The sequence below is a fragment of the Methanosarcina barkeri MS genome (assembly GCF_000970025.1).
GTDB lineage: Archaea > Halobacteriota > Methanosarcinia > Methanosarcinales > Methanosarcinaceae > Methanosarcina > Methanosarcina barkeri.
In genome coordinates this window covers 4487529-4505682 of record NZ_CP009528.1, presented here as the reverse complement: position 1 = coordinate 4505682, position 18154 = coordinate 4487529, and the positions used below count along the sequence as shown (strand labels likewise).

At 40.8% G+C, this 18154-nt stretch carries 16 protein-coding genes; 10 read left to right on the top strand and 6 right to left on the bottom strand.

Going from position 1 to position 18154, the window contains the following annotated elements; genetic code table 11:
* Nucleotides 1-39 precede the first annotated feature (39 nt).
* From porB to MSBRM_RS18445, 6 genes are all read right to left on the bottom strand, one after another.
* Complete coding sequence (porB, locus tag MSBRM_RS18470; RefSeq protein ID WP_048122598.1) at nt 40-930, bottom strand: pyruvate synthase subunit PorB; 891 nt, start codon at nt 928-930, stop codon at nt 40-42.
* Complete coding sequence (porA, locus tag MSBRM_RS18465; protein ID WP_048122596.1) at nt 927-2135, bottom strand: pyruvate synthase subunit PorA; 1209 nt, start codon at nt 2133-2135, stop codon at nt 927-929. Before porA ends, porB begins: the two co-directional genes overlap by 4 nt.
* Nucleotides 2135-2419, bottom strand: coding sequence for a pyruvate synthase subunit PorD (gene porD, locus MSBRM_RS18460; protein ID WP_048122594.1), 285 nt, complete (start codon nt 2417-2419; stop codon nt 2135-2137). The genes porA and porD overlap by 1 nt, the downstream gene beginning before the upstream one ends.
* Nucleotides 2416-2964, bottom strand: a complete 549-nt coding sequence (locus MSBRM_RS18455) for a pyruvate ferredoxin oxidoreductase subunit gamma (RefSeq protein ID WP_048122592.1) — start codon at nt 2962-2964, stop codon at nt 2416-2418. Before MSBRM_RS18455 ends, porD begins: the two co-directional genes overlap by 4 nt.
* Before the next feature lie 558 nt (nt 2965-3522).
* Nucleotides 3523-4494, bottom strand: coding sequence for a tRNA dihydrouridine synthase DusB (gene dusB, locus MSBRM_RS18450; protein ID WP_048122591.1), 972 nt, complete (start codon nt 4492-4494; stop codon nt 3523-3525).
* Nucleotides 4495-4959: 465 nt separating this feature from the next.
* Nucleotides 4960-5517 (bottom strand): signal peptidase I, encoded by a 558-nt coding sequence (locus MSBRM_RS18445; RefSeq protein WP_048122589.1) that lies wholly within the window; start codon nt 5515-5517, stop codon nt 4960-4962.
* Nucleotides 5518-6459: 942 nt separating this feature from the next.
* Here MSBRM_RS18445 and MSBRM_RS18440 point away from each other — a divergent pair.
* From MSBRM_RS18440 to MSBRM_RS19815, 10 genes are all read left to right on the top strand, one after another.
* On the top strand, nt 6460-8541 hold the full coding sequence (locus MSBRM_RS18440) for a DNA-directed DNA polymerase II small subunit (RefSeq protein WP_048156606.1): 2082 nt from the start codon (nt 6460-6462) through the stop codon (nt 8539-8541).
* 146 nt (nt 8542-8687) lie between these two features.
* The gene (gene twy1, locus MSBRM_RS18435; protein WP_048122584.1) at nt 8688-9716 is read left to right on the top strand and encodes a 4-demethylwyosine synthase TYW1; all 1029 of its coding nucleotides are present in this window, start codon (nt 8688-8690) and stop codon (nt 9714-9716) included.
* 924 nt (nt 9717-10640) lie between these two features.
* Nucleotides 10641-11888: a peptide chain release factor aRF-1 gene (gene prf1, locus MSBRM_RS18430; protein WP_048122580.1), complete on the top strand. Its 1248-nt coding sequence runs from the start codon at nt 10641-10643 to the stop codon at nt 11886-11888.
* A gap of 242 nt (nt 11889-12130) precedes the next feature.
* Complete coding sequence (argS, locus tag MSBRM_RS18425) at nt 12131-13840, top strand: arginine--tRNA ligase (protein ID WP_048156603.1); 1710 nt, start codon at nt 12131-12133, stop codon at nt 13838-13840.
* A gap of 305 nt (nt 13841-14145) precedes the next feature.
* Nucleotides 14146-14556: a hypothetical protein gene (locus tag MSBRM_RS18420; protein WP_048122576.1), complete on the top strand. Its 411-nt coding sequence runs from the start codon at nt 14146-14148 to the stop codon at nt 14554-14556.
* 924 nt (nt 14557-15480) lie between these two features.
* Nucleotides 15481-15606 (top strand): hypothetical protein, encoded by a 126-nt coding sequence (locus tag MSBRM_RS21830; protein ID WP_255361934.1) that lies wholly within the window; start codon nt 15481-15483, stop codon nt 15604-15606.
* 240 nt (nt 15607-15846) lie between these two features.
* Nucleotides 15847-16407, top strand: coding sequence for a hypothetical protein (locus tag MSBRM_RS18415; protein WP_230629051.1), 561 nt, complete (start codon nt 15847-15849; stop codon nt 16405-16407).
* Nucleotides 16408-16853: 446 nt separating this feature from the next.
* The gene (locus tag MSBRM_RS18410; protein WP_230629050.1) at nt 16854-17348 is read left to right on the top strand and encodes a DUF6398 domain-containing protein; all 495 of its coding nucleotides are present in this window, start codon (nt 16854-16856) and stop codon (nt 17346-17348) included.
* Between the two features lie 188 nt (nt 17349-17536).
* Entirely contained in the window at nt 17537-17761 is a 225-nt protein-coding gene (locus MSBRM_RS18405; RefSeq protein ID WP_048122570.1) for a DUF7557 family protein, read from the top strand.
* A 27-nt stretch (nt 17762-17788) separates the two neighbouring features.
* Nucleotides 17789-18040, top strand: a complete 252-nt coding sequence (locus tag MSBRM_RS19815; protein ID WP_069575293.1) for a type II toxin-antitoxin system RelE family toxin — start codon at nt 17789-17791, stop codon at nt 18038-18040.
* The last annotated feature ends 114 nt before the right edge of the window (nt 18041-18154 follow it).

Sequence of the window (18154 nt, the reverse complement as noted above, 5' to 3'; positions counted from 1 at the left end):
AACATTAAAACCTAAAATTAAAAAGTAGAACTTCAGTTTTTACTGAAGTCCGAAGTGCTCTATGTTCCAGTCTGCAATAGCCTGGATTTTCTTTATTTCTTCCTCGCCGCCTTTCATGGTGAAGAGATGTTTGAACCTTTTCTGGGTCCTCAGGTATTCCTCGACTGGTCTGGGATTCTTAACTTTTCTTACCTGAGTAATTTCCCCATTTTCCATTTCATACATGGGCCAGAGGCAGGTTTCGACTGCAAGTTTGGCGATTTCCAGGGTCTTGGATGTATCAAAACCCCAGCCTGTTGGACAAGGAGCCTGGGCATGGATGTAAGTAGGTCCCACGATTTCAGTTGCCTTCTTGACCTTTCGTATCATGTCTCTTGGGAAACCTATGGAAGTCGTGGCTACATAAGGAGAGCCATGAGCTGCCATGATAGCAGGCATGTTCTTCTTAGGGCGCGGGTTTCCAAAGGAAACTTTTCCGGCTGGAGTGGTTGTAGTACTTGCATCAAAAGGTGTTCCACTGCTGCGCTGGACTCCAGTGTTCATATACGCTTCGTTGTCCATGCACACATAGGTGAAGTCGTGCCCTCTCTCGAATGCGCCCGAAAGGGCACCGAGGCCTATATCCATAGTAGAACCGTCTCCCCCGATTGATACAACCTTGATGTCATCCTTTTTGCCAAGGGCCTTCAAGGCAGCTTCTACACCTGAAGCCACTGCACCTGCGTTTTCAAAGAGAGAATGGATCCACGGGACCTGCCAGGAAGAATATGGGAAAGGTGTTGACATAACCTCAAGGCAGCCCGTCGGGTTAATTACAATTGTATTTGGGCCTGCGCCCATAAGTGTGAATTTTGCAGCAAAGGCATCACAGCAACCTGCACAGCCGCTGTGCCCGGACGTGATATATGTTTTCGGTGCAGTTTTACTCATAGCAATTCCTCCTTAAGGTCCAGGAATTGGCTTTCAACCGTTATTCCTGACTTTGCAACTTTCTTGGTTTCTTCTATGACCTTTGCAATACTTTCCACAGGAATGTCACGGCCTCCGTGCCCTACAGTATAGCCAATCACAGGTACACGGACTTTACTGTTGTAGAGGCAGGATTTGGTTTCTGTAAAGAGTGCTCCTTCGTTCGTCCCTATGGAAATATTCTTATCAAGTACGACAACTGCGTGGGCATTCTTAACAGCCTTGCAAATCTGTTCCTTCGGGAAAGGCCTGAAGGACCTGACCTTTAAGACGCCGATCTTTTCTCCTTTTGCTCTATACTTATCAACAACATCTTTGATAGTGCCGAGAATAGAGCCCATAGCCATGATAATTATTTCAGCATCATCAAGCATATAACCGTCAATAAGTCCTCCGTGGTATCTACCATATACTTCCTCAAATTCCTTTGCAACGGCTTCGATCTTTGGAAGGGCTTTCTGCATTGCCTGTTCGTGAAGATATCTGAACTCTTCATATGTGTCCGGAGATGCAAAGGCTCCGAAAGTCTTGGGGTCTTCAGGATCAAGAATATCTTTAGGCTGGAAAGGAGGAAGGAAATCGTCAGTTAGGTCCTGTTCAAGCAGGACAACAGGCTCATAAACATGAGACAGGATAAAGCCGTCCATGCAGACCATACCCGGAACCATGATCTCATTATCCTCTGCGATCTTGTAGAGCTGAGGCAGGGTATCACACGCTTCCTGAACATCCTCTACATAGAGCTGCATCCAGCCTGTATCTCTCTGTGCAATAGCATCTTGATGATCGTTCCATATGTTAATTGGAGCGCTAACTGCTCTATTTGCCACTGTCATTACAACAGGAAGCCTCATACCTGAAGTGTTAAAAAGTGCCTCATGCATGAGCAGAAGTCCCTGGGAAGTTGTGGCTGAATAGGTTCTTGCACCTACGGCTGATGCTCCTATTAAGGTAGAAATTGCCGAGAACTCGGCTTCCACATTAACATACTCACAGTTAGGGATTTCTCCGTCTGCCATAAACTGGGATAAATGTTCAACAATATGGGTCTGAGGAGTAATAGGATAGGCTGAAATTACATTTGGACGGCAGACTTTTGCGGAATGGGCTACAGCATAGGAACCTTCCACGACGACCATTTTTTTTCTATAAGCCGGGTCAATCATTATTTCTCCTCCAGAATCATTTCAATTGCATCTGCAGGACACTCATTTGCACAGATGCCGCAACCTTTGCAGTAGTCATAATCATATTCAAAAAAGCCGTCTTCTCTGGGTTTGACAGACATATCAGGGCAGACAATATGGCAGATTCCGCATTTGGTACATTTTTCGTAAATATAAACAGGGCGGAAGTTTCTCCAGCCGCCAGTTTTGTTTATAAGGGTAGAACCAGGTTTACAGACTCTGCAGCGTGAAATATTTAAACATTCTTCTTCTCCATTACTCACGCTTCTTCCCCCCTGATAAGATTGTAGGCCTTCTGAATTGCATTTGCATTCTTTTCTCCTACCTTTCCTGAAAAACGAGCCCTTATTGCATGCTGAATTGATTCAACATTGATTTCTCCGGTTGCACCCGCAAAAGCTCCGAGGAGAACAGTATTTACAATGGGAACACCTATAATGTCCATTGCTACCTTGGTAGCGTCCACGGTCATAACCCTAGCTTTTGTATTGAGTTTCAGGTTTTCCGGTTTTTCGGTGGTGTTAACAATAATTATTCCGTCATCCTTTACCCCGCTTGCGATGTCAACAGTTTCAAGCAGGGTTGCATCCTGGACAATAACATAATCTGGGTTGTAGACCTGACTTCGGAGCCTGATAGGATTATTGTTAATCCTTGTGAATGCCTGAACTGGGGCACCTCTACGCTCTACCCCAAAAGCGGGGAAGGCCTGGCTGAACTTTCCATCTTCAAAAGCTGCAACGGAAAGCATTTCAGCCGCGGTAACAGAACCCTGGCCTCCTCGACCGTGTATTCTGATTTCCTTCATCTGGATTCTCCTTTTTAATGAGATTTTATCTATTATTTTTCAAATGTTTTTCAAATTTTTCTGTATTCTTGCTGTTCTCGGCAGTCTGTTTGGCAAGTTTTAATAGCTGTCTGGCACACTGCTATTAATCGAATAATAAACGAATTAACCTGATGTTATCCAATTTATTTACTTCCTCAGATACAATCAGAATTTATTACTTGGTCAGGCACTACTCTAATATAATAAGTGTGACATGTACATCCATGTCAGGGATCCAAAAACCTGGATAGTAAATTGTTAACCTGGATCTGTCTCACATCACTATTATATTTAATATTGAAAGATTTATTTTCAATTCTGGATTCACACTGTTTTATGCCTGATAGTTCATGGATAATAGTGTAGAATGTTATTAGGTTTTCGGTGAATTGATATATATTCTTTATATATATTTCTAATCAATATTTATTCTTTTAAATGTATTATATTTGTTATTTTCAGGTTAACCTGTCGCCGATTCATGTTTTTATTGCATAATAACCGTAAACAAATATCTTTTAAAAAATGTGTAGTATTTTAATAATTCTCCCTATGGAAATCCTTTATTAATTCAATTATCGCCTTTCCATCTTTCAGATTATTAATCTTTTCCCTAATCTGCCGCGAGCCGCGCAACCCTTTTGTAAACCAGTGAGCATGCATTCTTAGATTTGTAGATGTGTGGAGGTCGTATTCTTCAAGTAAGGCGATATAATTCTCAAAGTCCTCCAATTGCCTAACTTGCCTGTCAAATTCCAGCTTTTCCCCGGTTTCCAGGTAATGCCTTATCCTTTTGAAGATAAAGGGATTTCCCATTGCTGCGCGTCCGATCATAAGTCCGTCACAGCCTGTAAAATCAAGGGCAACTTCGGCAGACTCCTCATCCCTTATATCACCGTTTGCAATTACTGGAATGGAAAGTTCCTGTTTAATGGCTCTTATTGCTGTGAGGTCTGAACTTCCGGAGTACATTTGCTCTGCCCTTCTGCCATGTACAGTCAGGGCAGAAGCCCCAGCCTCTTCTACCAGGCGTGCAATCTCAAGGGTTCTTTCATCCCGTTTCAGAATGCGGATCTTTGCAGTCACAGGGGTCTTCAGCACATCGGTCAGCTCAGAGATAATTTCATATACGAGTTTCTTGGAACTGAGAAGAGCCGAGCCGCACCCTGTCCCAGTAATGCGCTGTGCAGGGCAGCCCATATTCACGTCGATTAGTTCAGGTCTGTACTCATCTTCAATTAAGAGCGCAGCTTCCCTCAGTTTTTCAGGTGAACTTCCTACAAGCTGAACTCCAAAAGGTCGGTCTTCAGGTGAAGATAATCCTTTGAGGAGCGATTTTCGGTTTTCGTTGAGCAGGGCATCTGCGCTGATCATCTCAGTATATGTAAGGTCAGCTCCATTCTGCCTGCAGAGTAGCCTGAAAGCCAGATTTGTCACATCTGCCATAGGCGCAAGAAGAAGGTTTCCAGGTGTTTCGATCTTCCCGATTTTTAATTTATTAAGTTTCATTTTTCCGAATGTTTTTTAATTTTTTCTCATTTTTTTTCATTATTTTCTTTTATTTATCTGTTTTGGGACTCTTTTTTAGATGTTACTGATCTTAAATAATTTTATAGAGACCTGATGCTCACGAGGTTGAAGGTCTAAATCTGCTAATCATCATTTATGAAAAACATTGTATATTTACGATTCAAAAGGGACACAGGTATTTTCTGTAAGTTGAAAATTCTCTCATACACTGAAGCCCAAAAACTCATGTAACTAGGAGTTTGAGAAATTTTCTGACAAAAATAGAATAATTATTTATAAACATAATCATTGCAATATATAATAATAAGAGAATAATAATAAGAGAAAAACACAAGCTAAAAACCTGAAGCTTCAAGCAATAAGAAACAGGATACCTGAACCAGTTAATTAAGAAAACTGATTTAGGGGGTTAAAAAGATAAGTTGAGGGTTATATAAACCTGATTCATGAGAAAATCAGTCTTACATATCCCAGATAAGGAATCCTGTACTGCGCAGTACCTATAATCCATTCATCTTTTACAGGCATATTATAACTTATCTGTCCTTCCTGGTCATAGTGACTGTTGGTTATAGCATTGTCTCCCTTAGTAATATAACCGGAATAAGGGGCAGGTGGACCGCCTTTCCACATCGGCTCTCCAGCTTCCACTCTATACATAGCCCTATGAATTATCGGAGTTACTCCTTCCTCTCCATACTGGCGATAAAGAATCACATTTCCATAATTTCCAAAAGACTTATAGCCTGTATTTTTTCCTTCTTCGTACGTTGTAATATTTGATTTATCGATGCTTTTGATGAAGATAATATCTCCTATTTGCATATGCGGTTCCATACTCCCCGACTCCACCGCAACCATAGGAGTCCAGAGTCCGAATGCCAGCTTGGAAAGAATCATGAAAATGATCACGACAGCTACAACAGACAGCAAGTCTTTTCCAAGGGAAACCCAGGGGTTTTCCTGTTCCTGGGCTCTTTTTTCCTTATTAATTTCGCTCATGCTAAGCCTTTATTCTTTTGATTTTATCCTTATAGATGCTAGTGTCGCGTAAATCCTTAAGGATTGAATGATTCTGCGTAGTTGTAATCGATATTATACGACATCTTGCTGTTGACGTGACACTAGGGTGCTGTGTTATATTCCATCTGATTTTGTCCTACTCAAAATCCTATCTGGCTAAACTTAAATCTTATTTGGCTAAACTTATTATTACCCAGGGACTTAGTACGATTTTCAGAGTATAATACAGCTGCAAAAATATTTCAGCCCTACATTCTACTTTTCTGACTTATATAAGTTAGTCAAAAATTGGTTTATTGCGCTTTCTCAGTAGGTTACTGAAGACTTGTTTTTACTTTATATTAGTTTTCAATTGACTTTTTTTAGCCAATTTTTTCTATTGATTTATCTGTTTTTCAATGTTTTTTATTGCTTATTCTAAGACTTTTATTGTTTCTTAATAAACGATGAGCAGATTCACTTATTGTTTTTTAATAAACAATGAACAAATTCCCTCATTGTTTTCTAATAAACGATGAACAGATTCATCCTACCTTACATAGAAACCAATACTCATTCTACAATAGATAGGAATTAATAACTATAAGTACTCTATCGAGCGTACAAAAGTTTCATAAATTCTTCTTTATGGTAACAAATTAAGTACCAGCAATAAAATAACTTATGCAACTTATAATTTATTGTAACTTTGAGTGGCTGTCTTGATAGTGAAAATCAAAATGTTCAATTGGAAGTCTGCATGGTTTATTCTGTGACGGAGCCTAAATTTAGTACATTAGTTTAGTATCTTATTAGTTTTTATATTTTAAGAGGGCTTTTGCTCTGGTCTCTGCAAGTCTTGAGTGAAACCGATTATAGTGCCAGACCAGGTACGAAAGATTTGGAAGAGCTCAGGTAAGTTCGAAAGGTCAGGTTGCAATTATGGAAAGAAAGGATATTATAAGGGTTGTTATGGAAAAAGAGTATCAAATCAGCCCTGAAGCCGTGGAACTTATTTATTCCAGTGACTCTTCCGAAGACCTGCTTAAATATGTCCTTTTAACTGTAAATGACTCTGTTATTGTCATAGGTGTCGAAGACATAGATCTTGAAGGCTTTGCCGCTTTTTCAGCAGGTGAGTCGCCTTTAGATAAAATACATGCCTCTTCTACAGAGGAAAGGAAAATTCTTTCCGGGGCTTCAATGCTTTCTTCCAGATCAGGCAACCCATCTTCCAAACCTGATTCCTTTTTAGTGCCCGATCCTCTTTCAGAATCTGTTCTTTCCTCAGAGCCCGATGCTATTACTGCAGCTCCTGACCCAAGTATAAAATCATCTCAAGACTCTGTTCCTGATTCTTCAGTTCAGGATATGGTTCTGGATAAGGCTTATGAACCAGCTCCAGATACTCCAGATACTCCAGATACTCCAGATGCTTCAAATACTCCAGATACTCCAGATGCTTCAAATACTCCAGATGCTTCAAATATTCCAGATGCTTCAAATACTCCAGATACTCTGGATATACAATCAGAAAATATTTTATCTGACGAAACTTCGGCTTCCAATCTTGTTTCAGACTCCATTTCTTCGGTGAAGGCACCCCCTCAAACTTTCTCTTCTCGTTCCTCCCTGGATGTAAACAGGTCAGTCTCTTCTTTTTTCGGGCAGGATAACTCTCTTTCCTCATTTCCTTCAAATAGGAGTTTCAGGACAGAACCATCTTCTTCTGAGAGAGAGATATTTTTGGATTCCAGGGATGAGTACAAACATTACCCGGGCAAAAATCCTGTGACTGTAGTTTCGGATATAACAGGGCACTCCACCTGTGTCGGGGAATATATGCAATTTGTGCAGTATTTCAGGGATAGATACAGTAGGCTTTCGGAGATTATCCGGGGCAGAATCAACGCACGCCCTATCGAAAGCTTAAAAAGAAGAAACTTCCGCAGAGGAGGAGATGGAGGCTCTGAGGAAATCTCGATTATAGGTATGGTTTCGGATATCAGCAGCACAACTAACGGTCATAAAATCCTTTCTCTGGAGGACCCAACAGGTTCTTTTTCAGTCCTTATTCGTAACTCCGATAAAGAGCTTTTTGAACTTGCATCAAAAATTCTCCTGGATGAAGTCATAGGGGTAACTGGTTCGATAACCAATGATGGGAGCCTCATGCTGGCAACAAAGCTAATACAACCCGATGTCCCAAATAGTGTCCAGCGCAGAACCGGAACCCATGGGAAAGCTGTATTGATTTCGGATGTCCACGTGGGCAGCTCCCAGTTTATGGAAGATGCCTGGCTGGATTTCCTGGATTTTTTGAAAGGGGAATCGGATTCAGAGGATATGCGGGAACTTGCAGCCAGTGTTCGTTATCTTGTTGTCGCAGGAGATATTGTTGATGGGATAGGAATCTATCCTGACCAGGAATTAGAACTTGATATTCTGGATGTCTACGAACAGTACAGAAAAGCTGCAGAATATTTCCGGGAAATTCCCGAGCGTATTCGTGTAATCATAAGTCCTGGCAATCACGATGCTGTTCGCCAGGCAGAACCCCAACCCGCTCTGCCGGAAAGTATCCAGGCGTATTTTCCTGAGAGTATTGTTTTTGTTGGTAACCCTGCTTTTCTGGAACTTGATGGTGTCCGCCTTCTTATCTACCACGGCAGGTCGATTGACGATCTTGTGGCGACTGTTCCAGGAGTCTCGTATCAGGAACCTGCGGGGGCAGTCCTTGAGATGTTGAAACGCAGACATCTTGCTCCGACCTATGGGAGTAGAGTTTCCATATCCCCTGAGAAAAAAGACTATTTTATAATCGATCCTGTGCCCGATATCATTCATACAGGCCACGTCCATACCCTGGGAGTCCAACGCTATAAGAACGTCCTTCTGGTCAATTCCGGAACATGGCAGGGCCAAACAGAGTTCCAGAAGCGTGTAAATCTAGTACCTGTCCCTGCTAGGGTTCCGATTGTGGATCTCGAGAATTTTGACGTAAAGATTCTTGCTTTTGACTGAACTTTTATAAACTTTCACTGGATCACTTGCTTTTAACTGATCACTTAATTTTCACTGGATCCCCGGATTTTCACTGAATCCCTGAAGCCTTCTCCAAAATTATTTTCCGATCCTTATATATACCACAAAGATTTAATATGCGGAAAATGCCGCTGGAAGAAAACAAGGAAAATGCTGGGGAAAATTTTCCTGAAGCTCAGAACAAAAACAGGAAGGAAGATACTGCTTCGCTTCCTTTTGACATCCCTGATTTTAAAACTCTCCTGAAAAAGCAGGGTTATGCTCTAGCAGGCCGCCACTCAGCTGTTAAGACTTGTCTCTGGCTAAGGCATGCTATGAATGGTCAGGGCTTCTGCTATAAATCGAAATTTTACGGAGTTCAGTCTCACCGTTGCCTTCAGATGACTCCAACACTTATGTGCAACCAGCGCTGTCTTTTCTGCTGGCGTCCGACTGAGGTTCCTGTCCCGGCGCCTGAGGAATGGGATTCACCTGAGAAGATCGTGGAAGAAAGTATTGCCTGCCAGCGTAAGTTAATCACTGGTTTTGGGGGTTCTCCAAATGCACTTAAGGAACGATGGCTTGAGGGCAACGAGCCTAACAATGTTGCAATCTCTTTATCTGGAGAACCGACCTTTTATCCTTATCTCCCTGAACTTATCAAGGAGTACGAAAAAAGAGGTTTTACGACTTTTCTTGTCACAAACGGTACAGTTCCCGAGATGTTTGCAAAGGTTTCTCCTTCCCAGCTTTATATGAGTCTCGATGCTCCGGATCTTGAGACTTACCTGAAAGTCTGTCAGCCCAGGTCGCCTGCCCTCTGGGAAAAGATTAATGAATCTTTGTCCCTGATGAAGCAGAAAAAATCAAGGACAGTCATCCGAACCACCCTTGTGAAAGGTGAAAACCTGTTCAAACCTGAGGCTTATGCCAGGCTAATGGAAAAAGCCTCCCCTGATTTTGTGGAGATAAAAGCGTATATGCATCTGGGTTTCTCACGACTCAGGCTTGATCGCTCTGCAATGCCTACACATGAGGAGGTCCTCGAGTTCTCACAGGAACTTGCAAAACATCTTGGATATGAAGTCGCAGATGAATCTGAAATCAGCAGGGTAGTCCTGTTATCAAAGGACGGGAGAAAGTCTCCTGTCAATGGGAAAAAAATCTCCTGTTAAAGGGAAAAAATCCCCTGTTAAATGAAAAAATTTCTTGTTAAAGGGAAAAATCTCCTGTTAAAGGGAAAAGTTTCTTGTCAACAAGAAAAAAATCCCTGTTAACGGGAGAACCTTTCCTGTCAAAAAGTTTTCTGCCTTGATTAAATTCAAGTTTTTTATCTTTAGTACCAGTATATCAAATGTGAATACATAGAAAAACTTTTATGTATTCATAAATATATAATATATGTGTGGGGATAGAAACAAATATAAACTCAGGTTTCATTTAGGGGTATAATTCCAGCATGGATTTATCCAGTTTTATAGTTATACACAGTTTGAGTAAAATTATGTCTCACATCTAGTGATATCAACAGAGCACGAAACAGGAAAAGTTTACGCAGCAAAGGAGCTGGCTTTTTCCGGAATTTCTGAGTGTCTTTCCCGGATTTGAAGTGTCGGTTTTTCTGGCAGCGTACTCTTACTCTCAGTTTCTTGTGTTCAGATCGGTTTTTACATTCAGCTTTCGGTGAGATGGGACTCGCTGTGTAATTTGTCATTATCAAATCCTCTGTCACCCTTGTTAAACTAACCGAAAAGCTAAACGAACGATAAACTGGATGATAAAAATTACCAAGAAACCACATTTATAATAAAATTGAAATTCTTAAATGTGTTTTCAAATTCGATAGTTTCAAAAAGGCTAACCAATTCATTGAAAATTTCGACGCGCTTAATAGCTCAAGTTAATTCAGCAGTTTAAGCTAATTCCATAACTCAAATTTATTTAATAGTCCGGATTAATCTGCCTTAAATTTATCAATCTCAATCGAAAAGACAATCTCAAATTCAATCGAAAAGACAATCTCAAACTCAATAAAGAATTCACCTCAAATTTGCCAAAATACCAAAATTTTACTATTATCTTTACGGGGTACATTTAAAATGACTGAACAATCTGCACACGAAAAGTACGAATTTAAAAAGAAGCTTGAGAGCCTGAGGGATAAAAAGGGAAGGAGTACTGAACTGATTTCTCTTTATATCCCTGCTGACAAGCAGATTTTTGATGTTACAAACCAGTTGAAAGACGAGCATGGACAGGCTGCAAATATCAAGTCCAAACTTACCAGGACTAATGTCCAGGGGGCCATTGAATCTCTCCTTTCAAGGCTCAGATATCTTGACAAGGTTCCTGAAAACGGAATCGTTTATTTCACAGGAGCCATAGATATCGGGGCTAACAAGACGAACATGGAGAGCGAAGTAATTGTCCCTCCAGAACCAATTACTGTCTATAAATATCATTGCGACTCCTCTTTCTATCTTGAGCCTCTGGAGGATATGCTCAAGGATAAGGGCACTTTTGGACTTTTAGTGCTTGACCGCAGGGAAGCCACAGTAGGGCTTCTTGTCGGCAAGCGAATCGAGGCTTTCCGCAACCTTACCTCAACGGTTCCGGGTAAACAGAGGAAAGGTGGTCAGAGTTCTCATCGTTTCCAGCAGCTCAGGTTAATTGCTATCCATGAGTTCTATAAGAGGATAGGAGACGCCGCAGATGATATTTTCCTCGCTGTTGAACCTAAAGATCTTAAAGGTATCCTGATAGGAGGCCCTTCTCCTACGAAGGAAGAGTTCTACGCCGGGGAGTTTCTGCACCACGAGCTTATGAGAAAGATCCTTGGGCTCTTTGATACGGCTTACACTGATGAATCAGGGCTTTCGGAACTTGTGAATGCTGCCGCAGATAAGCTTCAGGATCTTGAGCTAATGGGGCAGAAGAACGCTGTCAGGGCCTTCTTCAAAGAACTTATTTCCGACTCGGGTAAAGTAGCCTATGGGGAAACCCAGGTACGAGCAAACCTTGAAATCAATGCAGTGGATGTGCTTCTGCTTTCCGAAGATCTGCGGGCAGAAAGGGTAACCACAAAGTGCAGTGTTTGCGGATATGAAAATAAGTGGACACGGCGCTGGAAACCCGGGGAATCTGCACCTACAGCCGGGAATTGTCCAAACTGTGGAGCTTCCCTTGAAGTCACGGATGTTACCGATATTGTTGACGAGCTCTCAGCCCTTGCTGACAGAAGCAATGCAAAGGTCGTTTTTGTGTCTACAGACTTTGATGAAGGCTCGCAACTTATGAATGCTTTCGGAGGCATTGCTGCAATTCTCAGGTACAGTACTGGAGTTTGATCTAGAGTCTGATCTCACTTTGACTCCTATCTTAATACTTTTTACCCAATACTTTTTTAATTAGACCGTCCTTAGATCACTGAATCTAAATTAGTAAATTAAAACTATTGAATTAAAATTAGTAAATTAAAACTATTGAATTAAAATTAGTAAATTAAAACTATTGAATTAAAATTAGTAAATTAAACTTAGTAAATTTAAGACCATCACATTGTTTTCGTAGTTTTTACAGGTGATTTATCTTGTTCCTGGAATTAAGAGCTCAGGCTACATCAATCTTAAAAGACGCTATCCAAAAGGCCGGACTTGAAATTGAAGATTCCGAACTTTATTTCGAAACCTCTTCTTATGCTGACCTCGCAAGCAGGGCCGCTTTCAGACTGGCAAGTCTGTACAAGCAAAACCCGAAAGAACTTGCAACCCGTATTGTTTCTGCAGTTGAGATTCCGGATGGTTCGTACATAGGAGAAGTAAGTGCTTCTGGCCCTTACATTAACTTCCATGCAAGCAGGCGCTATCTGGATAAGACGGTTACTACAGTCCTTGAAGAGAAAGAGAAATTTGGCTGTGGAGCCCCAAAGGACAAAATTTTACTTGAACACACCTCAGCAAACCCGAATGGTCCCCTGCATGTAGGTCACATCCGAAACTCTATTATCGGAGATACTCTTGCCCGCATTCTCAGACGAGCAGGATACGATGTGGAGGTACAGTATTATGTCAATGATATGGGCCGCCAGATTGCAGTAGTTTCCTGGGCATGCGAACGCTTTGAGCTTGACCTTTCCAGAAAATCCGACTCTGCCATTGCTGATGTGTATATCAAAGCCAATGTCGAGCTGGATAAAAACCCGGAGTATGTAAAGGAAATCGACGCTCTTATGGAAAAGGTAGAAGCCGGGGATGCCAGGACAATCGACAGTTTTAGCAAGGCAGTTTCTCTGGCGATTTCCGGGATAAAGGAAACCTTACTTCGTTTAAACGTTGTTCATGATAAATTTGTCAGTGAATCAACTTTTCTTAAATCCGGCACAGTACATGATATTGTTGAGCGGATCAAGGCGACCGGAAGGACAAAAATAGACAAAGGAGCTCTTGTGGTAGATCTTTCGGATTACGGGTTTAAAAAAACCCTTGTTATCCAGCGTTCAAACGGCACTTCTCTTTACACAACCAGAGATCTTGCTTACCATGAATGGAAAGCCGGTCAGGCAGATCGCATAATCGATATTTTCGGAGCTGACCACAAGCTGATTTCAGGCCAGCTCAGGGCTACGCTGAACTCAATCGGGGTCAAGGAACCTGAGGTAGTTATTTTCGAGTTTGTCTCCCTCCCTGAAGGTTCAATGAGTACCCGCCGCGGGCAGTTCATAAGTGCAGATGAGCTCTTTGACAGGGTTACGAAAGCTGCCCTTGAACAGGTCGAAACCCGCCGTCCTGATACATCTGAGGAGTTCAAGAAGCAGGTTGCGGAAATGGTAGGAATTGGTGCTGTAAGATACGATATAGTAAGAGTCTCCCCTGAAAAGTCTACGGTTTTCAACTGGAAAGAGGCTCTGGACTTTGAGAAGCAGGGCGCTCCTTATATTCAGTATTCCCATGCCCGTGCCTGCAGTATTCTCGAGAAAGCAAAAGAAGAAGCAGCCTGGACCCCCTCCGCAGAAGTCGATCCTTCTCTTCTTGTTGAAGATACTGAAATCGATCTTATCAAGAAGATGGCATCTTTTGATAGCACAATCGACCTTGCAGCGCGCGAACTCAAACCTCATGTGCTTGCAATCTACGCCCGCGAACTCGCAGATGCTTTTAACCAGTTCTACCGCTTTGTCCCTGTAATTGCTGCTGAGGACGAAAAAGTCAGGGCTTCAAGACTGGCTCTTGTGAACTGCGCAAGGATTGTGCTTGCAAACTCGCTTGACACGCTTGGAATTGCAGCTCCTGAATCTATGTAAATATTTTTTTTCTTTTCCCTTTTCCCTTTTCCCTTTTCCCTTTTTTCTTCTTTTTCTTTTCCCTTTTCCCTTTTTTCTTCTTTTTCTTTTCTTTTTTTCTCCTCGATCTTTCCTTTCTATTTTTTTCTTCAATTTTATTTTTGTTTTACTATTTATGTGGATATACGAGTTTGATACTTCCTGGGCACCTTCCAGGACGCTGGCTATTGAAAATTATTTCTCCAATCCTGTACAGAAGGCCTTGAGAAAAATATAAAATCTTTTGCAGCAAAAAAGGTAATTTACAACTACTGCTACAGGATATTATGACCACGATAAATGAAGCTTTTCGGATGTTCTTAAATGAACAGGAAGGCAACTTGAAACCGGATGCCTTCTTGGATCTTGAAGATGTGATCCTTCTTTACGAGGAATTCCTTGAATTTAGTGCAGAAGATTCTTTTTCTGAAGAAGACAGGGAACTTTATAATGCCCGGCCCGAACACGAGAACAAGAGTTACTGCGATATTTTCAGCCCTGAGCATCTCACTCCATCAGGAATTAAGGAATTCCTCGACGATTATGTAGTTGAGGTGGGAGGAGGCAAGAAGTTTATAGGTACAGCCGCGAAAGTCATTGAAAAATTCTTTGAATGGGCTAAGGGAAAAGGTTACATTGACGAGAAAGCTTTTGAAGTAAACAGCGAAGTTCTCAGGAAGTATAAGAAAAGGTACTGATGTAAGAAAAGGTACTGATGTTGTGTAACCAGAAAAATGTCGTATAAAATCAATCGCAATTATTCAGAATCGTTAAATTCTTGAGGATTGACGAGACAGTAAACAATGTATTGAAGAAACTTTTTCTGGAATAGAGGCCTGAAAAGTCTGTTTTCAGGTAGTTTATTTCCCCTTTTTTGCTTATTCTGTTAATCCTGTTAATTCTACTGATTTCATTTATTTCGTTTATTCATCAATATTTTAGAAGTTCTTTCTTCTGTAGAGAGGAGTAGGTCGGAAATTCTCAAAAGCAGGGCAAAATCTTGAAAAATTGGAAAAACAATTCTCTTCTAGAACTGCCATGAAGACGATAGATAAAGCTTTTCTGGAATTTTTAAAAGACAAAAGAGAGAGCTGTGCCCCAGGACTTATCGGGACTACGAAAATTTAATCTCTCTTTTTGAGGAATATCTCGATGTTTGTGCTTCTGATGACCTTTATGAAGAGGATCAGGAACTCTATAAAGAGAAGTATAAGAACGAGCATAAAGAATACTGCCAGATTTTTGACCTTGCGTATGTTGCGCCTTCAGATATTGAGTATTTTCTTGAGGATTATCTGATTAATGATTTTGGAGGGAGCGCGGCTTTCGTTGAAGCTTCGAGGCGTTTTTTCCGTAAATTCCTGCCCTGGGCTTATGAAAAAGACTACCTTGATCCAGAGCATTATAGTGAACTTGCTAAGGTTGTAGGGATATAAAGGAAAAGGGGAAAAGACTGCTTTTCAGGTTCAGAAATTTGGCAGTTTGCTTTGCGATTATGTGGATGTACAGCCGGCTGAAGCGATTCCTGAGTGGAAAAAGGGAGATTTTGAGTAAGGATTATCGAACCCGGAAAGTTATGGGTAGAGGATTATCTGAATCCTTACAGAGAAATCGGGTCTGTTATGGTTTCGGAAGAGGTGAGTTCGCTGGCAAAGGCAGGTTGGTACCTTAATTTCGGAATAGTAAAAGTCGGGGACTTCTGGCAGATAGTATATTTAGAGGGAGTTTCTTCCCGTTGTCCTTATTGAAAAGCTCAGCACTTTCTGGAATTATTTGATGTCTCTATGGATTTTTTAACGAAATCGAATATCAAAGAAAAGGGATGTAAGGTCGATAAAATGAAAACAACAGTTAGTAGGTCAATTCATGAAATTCTGGAGGAATTCCTGGCTTAACAGGAAGCCCGCCTTAGCTCCAAAACTTATTCGGGATATGAGGAGGCAATCTCTTTTTTCAGGAACTATCTCAATAACTTCGGGCATCAGCATTTGAATAGGGCTGAGACTGAAAGATATGAGGAACTTGAAGCTTCCGAAGGCAAGCAGTTCTGGGATATTTTTGGCCCTGAACACCTTCGCTCTTCGGAAATCTCTGATTTTCTTGCTGATTTCATGGTCAGAAAGGTTGTAGGCAGCAGAACCCTTATGGAAACAACAGGCAGGGTCATGTATAAACTGGTCAAATGGCTGTATGAAAAAGGTTACATGCCTGATAAAGGATATGAAGAAGCGTCTGAAAACGTAAAAGAGCTTAAAATAGACCTTCCGTTAGTTGGAGAAGTAACTGATCTGATCTATGATTATGTAGAGAGACATCCGGTTGAAACCCGGTATACCAGTGACCTTGACGCATATTTCGATATCGTAAAAATCGAACCTGGAAAACTCTGGCTCGAAGACTACCTGGAATCAGGAAAATGCATTGGTTCGGTTGTTATTTCTGAGGAAATCAGTTCAAAGTGCAAAGTTGGCTGGACGGTTTCTCTCTGGGTTGCAAAAACGGGAAAGGTCTGGAGGATTCTCGAAAGTGGGAATGTGCTGCCCCGATGAGGAGAAAATCCAGTTTTGTATTCTAACGGTCTATAAAGAGCCAATATGAGTTCTTTGTGGCAATTTTCTTGCCTTTTTTTCATTTTTATTTTTTCTTTCTTTCAGTCAAATGCTTGTAAACACTTTCAAAGAGAGCTTTTCGGAATATATTTCCGAAATCTCTGTCATCATTGATTTTTTGGGATACTTTGACTGCTATCAATTAGCAGTATAGTTTTACTTTCATTTTAAACTTCCTATAATTTAATCAACTGCTTAAAATGTAGTTGAGACTGCACATAACTTGAAAAATCTCTTTTTTAAAAGATTTCATCATGCTACATAATATTCTTTTTTACCAATGGTATCAAGCGACTGATTATTTGTAAACTGAATAGTCACAAGCTATAAAGTATAATTTATATTATTTGAGATTCAGAGGATAAACTATTAACAACCGCGAACTTGTGCAACAAAAGAGAGACACTCTTATCCAGATGACAGATGGATTTGCAGACAGCTACCTTGATGAAGACTATAAAATGTTGTGTCAAAAACTAATCAATAAAATGAGCCGGAAAAGGCAGGTACCTTTTCTTTCCGGAAGGCTGGATATTTGGGCTGCGGCGGTGGTTTATGCGCTTGGGCAGATCAATTTTCTTTTTGGCAGAAGTTTTGAGCCCTATGTAAGTGCTACTGATCTCTGTGATTTTTTTGGGACAAGCCAGAGTACAACCTCTCAGAAAGCAAAGAAAATCCGCGATATGTTCAAAATAAGACATTTTAATGAGGAGTTCTCTACAGAAAGGGTGCAAAATGAGAATCCTTTTAATGACTTCGTAATGGTCAATGGGCTCATTGTCCCTATTTCTACTTTTATGAAAATGTTGGAGAACAGAGAAGTAAAGTTGCGGAAAGAACTTGAACTGGAAGATGAAGATCTTGAAACTGAAGAAAAATGAGTTCAGATCTCATTTCCAATTTCGTCAACTATACTGAGAACCTTCATTATTTTTGTCCATTCTTTAAGGTATCAGTCTTACACTCTGGATTAATTATCAAATAGACTTCAACTAACCTTCTTTTCGCTATAGTTTGTTATAATATGTTATAATAAACTATAAGTAAATCTCTCTGTATAAAGTAAAACATGGCTGAGACAACAACCATTCAAGTGAAACAGAGCACTAAAGAAGCTCTTGAAAAAATGAAGATCTATAAGCGAGAAACTTACAACGAGGTACTTGAGCGGTTACTGGAAGAAGTCCAGGAACTAAATGAGGAAACAAAAAAAGAAATCGAACTTGCCCGAAAAGCTGTTGAGGGAGGCAGGTACGTAACACATGAAGATTTAAAAAAAGAGCTGGGTTTCTAAGAAACTGATACTGAGAGCGAGATTTTGATGCATTACCAAATCATCTGGTCTGAACCTGCGGTCAATCAGCTCAGAAAGCTCGATCGGCATCTGGCAAAGCTTATTTTTCGTAAGGTCTCTGAGCTGAAGGAGGATCCATTTCGCTATGTAACAAAACTGGTCGGGTCTCCAAATTACCGGTTGAGGGTCGGGGACTATAGAGTGATCCTGGAGATTCAGGGCAGTTGCTTGAAAATACTCGTGCTTAAAATTGGGCACCGACGGGATATCTACAAATAAAATCTGTTTTTCTCCTTTACTTTGACTTCTTTACTTTGACTTCTCTACTTTGACTTCTTTACTTTGACTTCTCTACTTTGACTTCTCTACTTTGACTTCTCTACTTTGACTTCT

Bases quoted from the DNA above. Each gene is read 5' to 3' on its own strand.
- porB (WP_048122598.1), bottom strand. From the start codon at position 930: ATGAGTAAAACTGCACCGAAAACATATATCACGTCCGGGCACAGCGGC.
- MSBRM_RS19815 (WP_069575293.1), top strand. From the start codon at position 17,789: ATGCATTACCAAATCATCTGGTCTGAACCTGCGGTCAATCAGCTCAGA.
- MSBRM_RS18445 (WP_048122589.1), bottom strand. From the start codon at position 5,517: ATGAGCGAAATTAATAAGGAAAAAAGAGCCCAGGAACAGGAAAACCCC.
- porA (WP_048122596.1), bottom strand. From the start codon at position 2,135: ATGATTGACCCGGCTTATAGAAAAAAAATGGTCGTCGTGGAAGGTTCC.
- MSBRM_RS21830 (WP_255361934.1), top strand. From the start codon at position 15,481: ATGGTTTCGGAAGAGGTGAGTTCGCTGGCAAAGGCAGGTTGGTACCTT.
- dusB (WP_048122591.1), bottom strand. From the start codon at position 4,494: ATGAAACTTAATAAATTAAAAATCGGGAAGATCGAAACACCTGGAAAC.
- twy1 (WP_048122584.1), top strand. From the start codon at position 8,688: ATGCCGCTGGAAGAAAACAAGGAAAATGCTGGGGAAAATTTTCCTGAA.
- prf1 (WP_048122580.1), top strand. From the start codon at position 10,641: ATGACTGAACAATCTGCACACGAAAAGTACGAATTTAAAAAGAAGCTT.
- MSBRM_RS18405 (WP_048122570.1), top strand. From the start codon at position 17,537: ATGGCTGAGACAACAACCATTCAAGTGAAACAGAGCACTAAAGAAGCT.
- MSBRM_RS18455 (WP_048122592.1), bottom strand. From the start codon at position 2,964: ATGAAGGAAATCAGAATACACGGTCGAGGAGGCCAGGGTTCTGTTACC.
- MSBRM_RS18440 (WP_048156606.1), top strand. From the start codon at position 6,460: ATGGAAAGAAAGGATATTATAAGGGTTGTTATGGAAAAAGAGTATCAA.
- MSBRM_RS18420 (WP_048122576.1), top strand. From the start codon at position 14,146: ATGACCACGATAAATGAAGCTTTTCGGATGTTCTTAAATGAACAGGAA.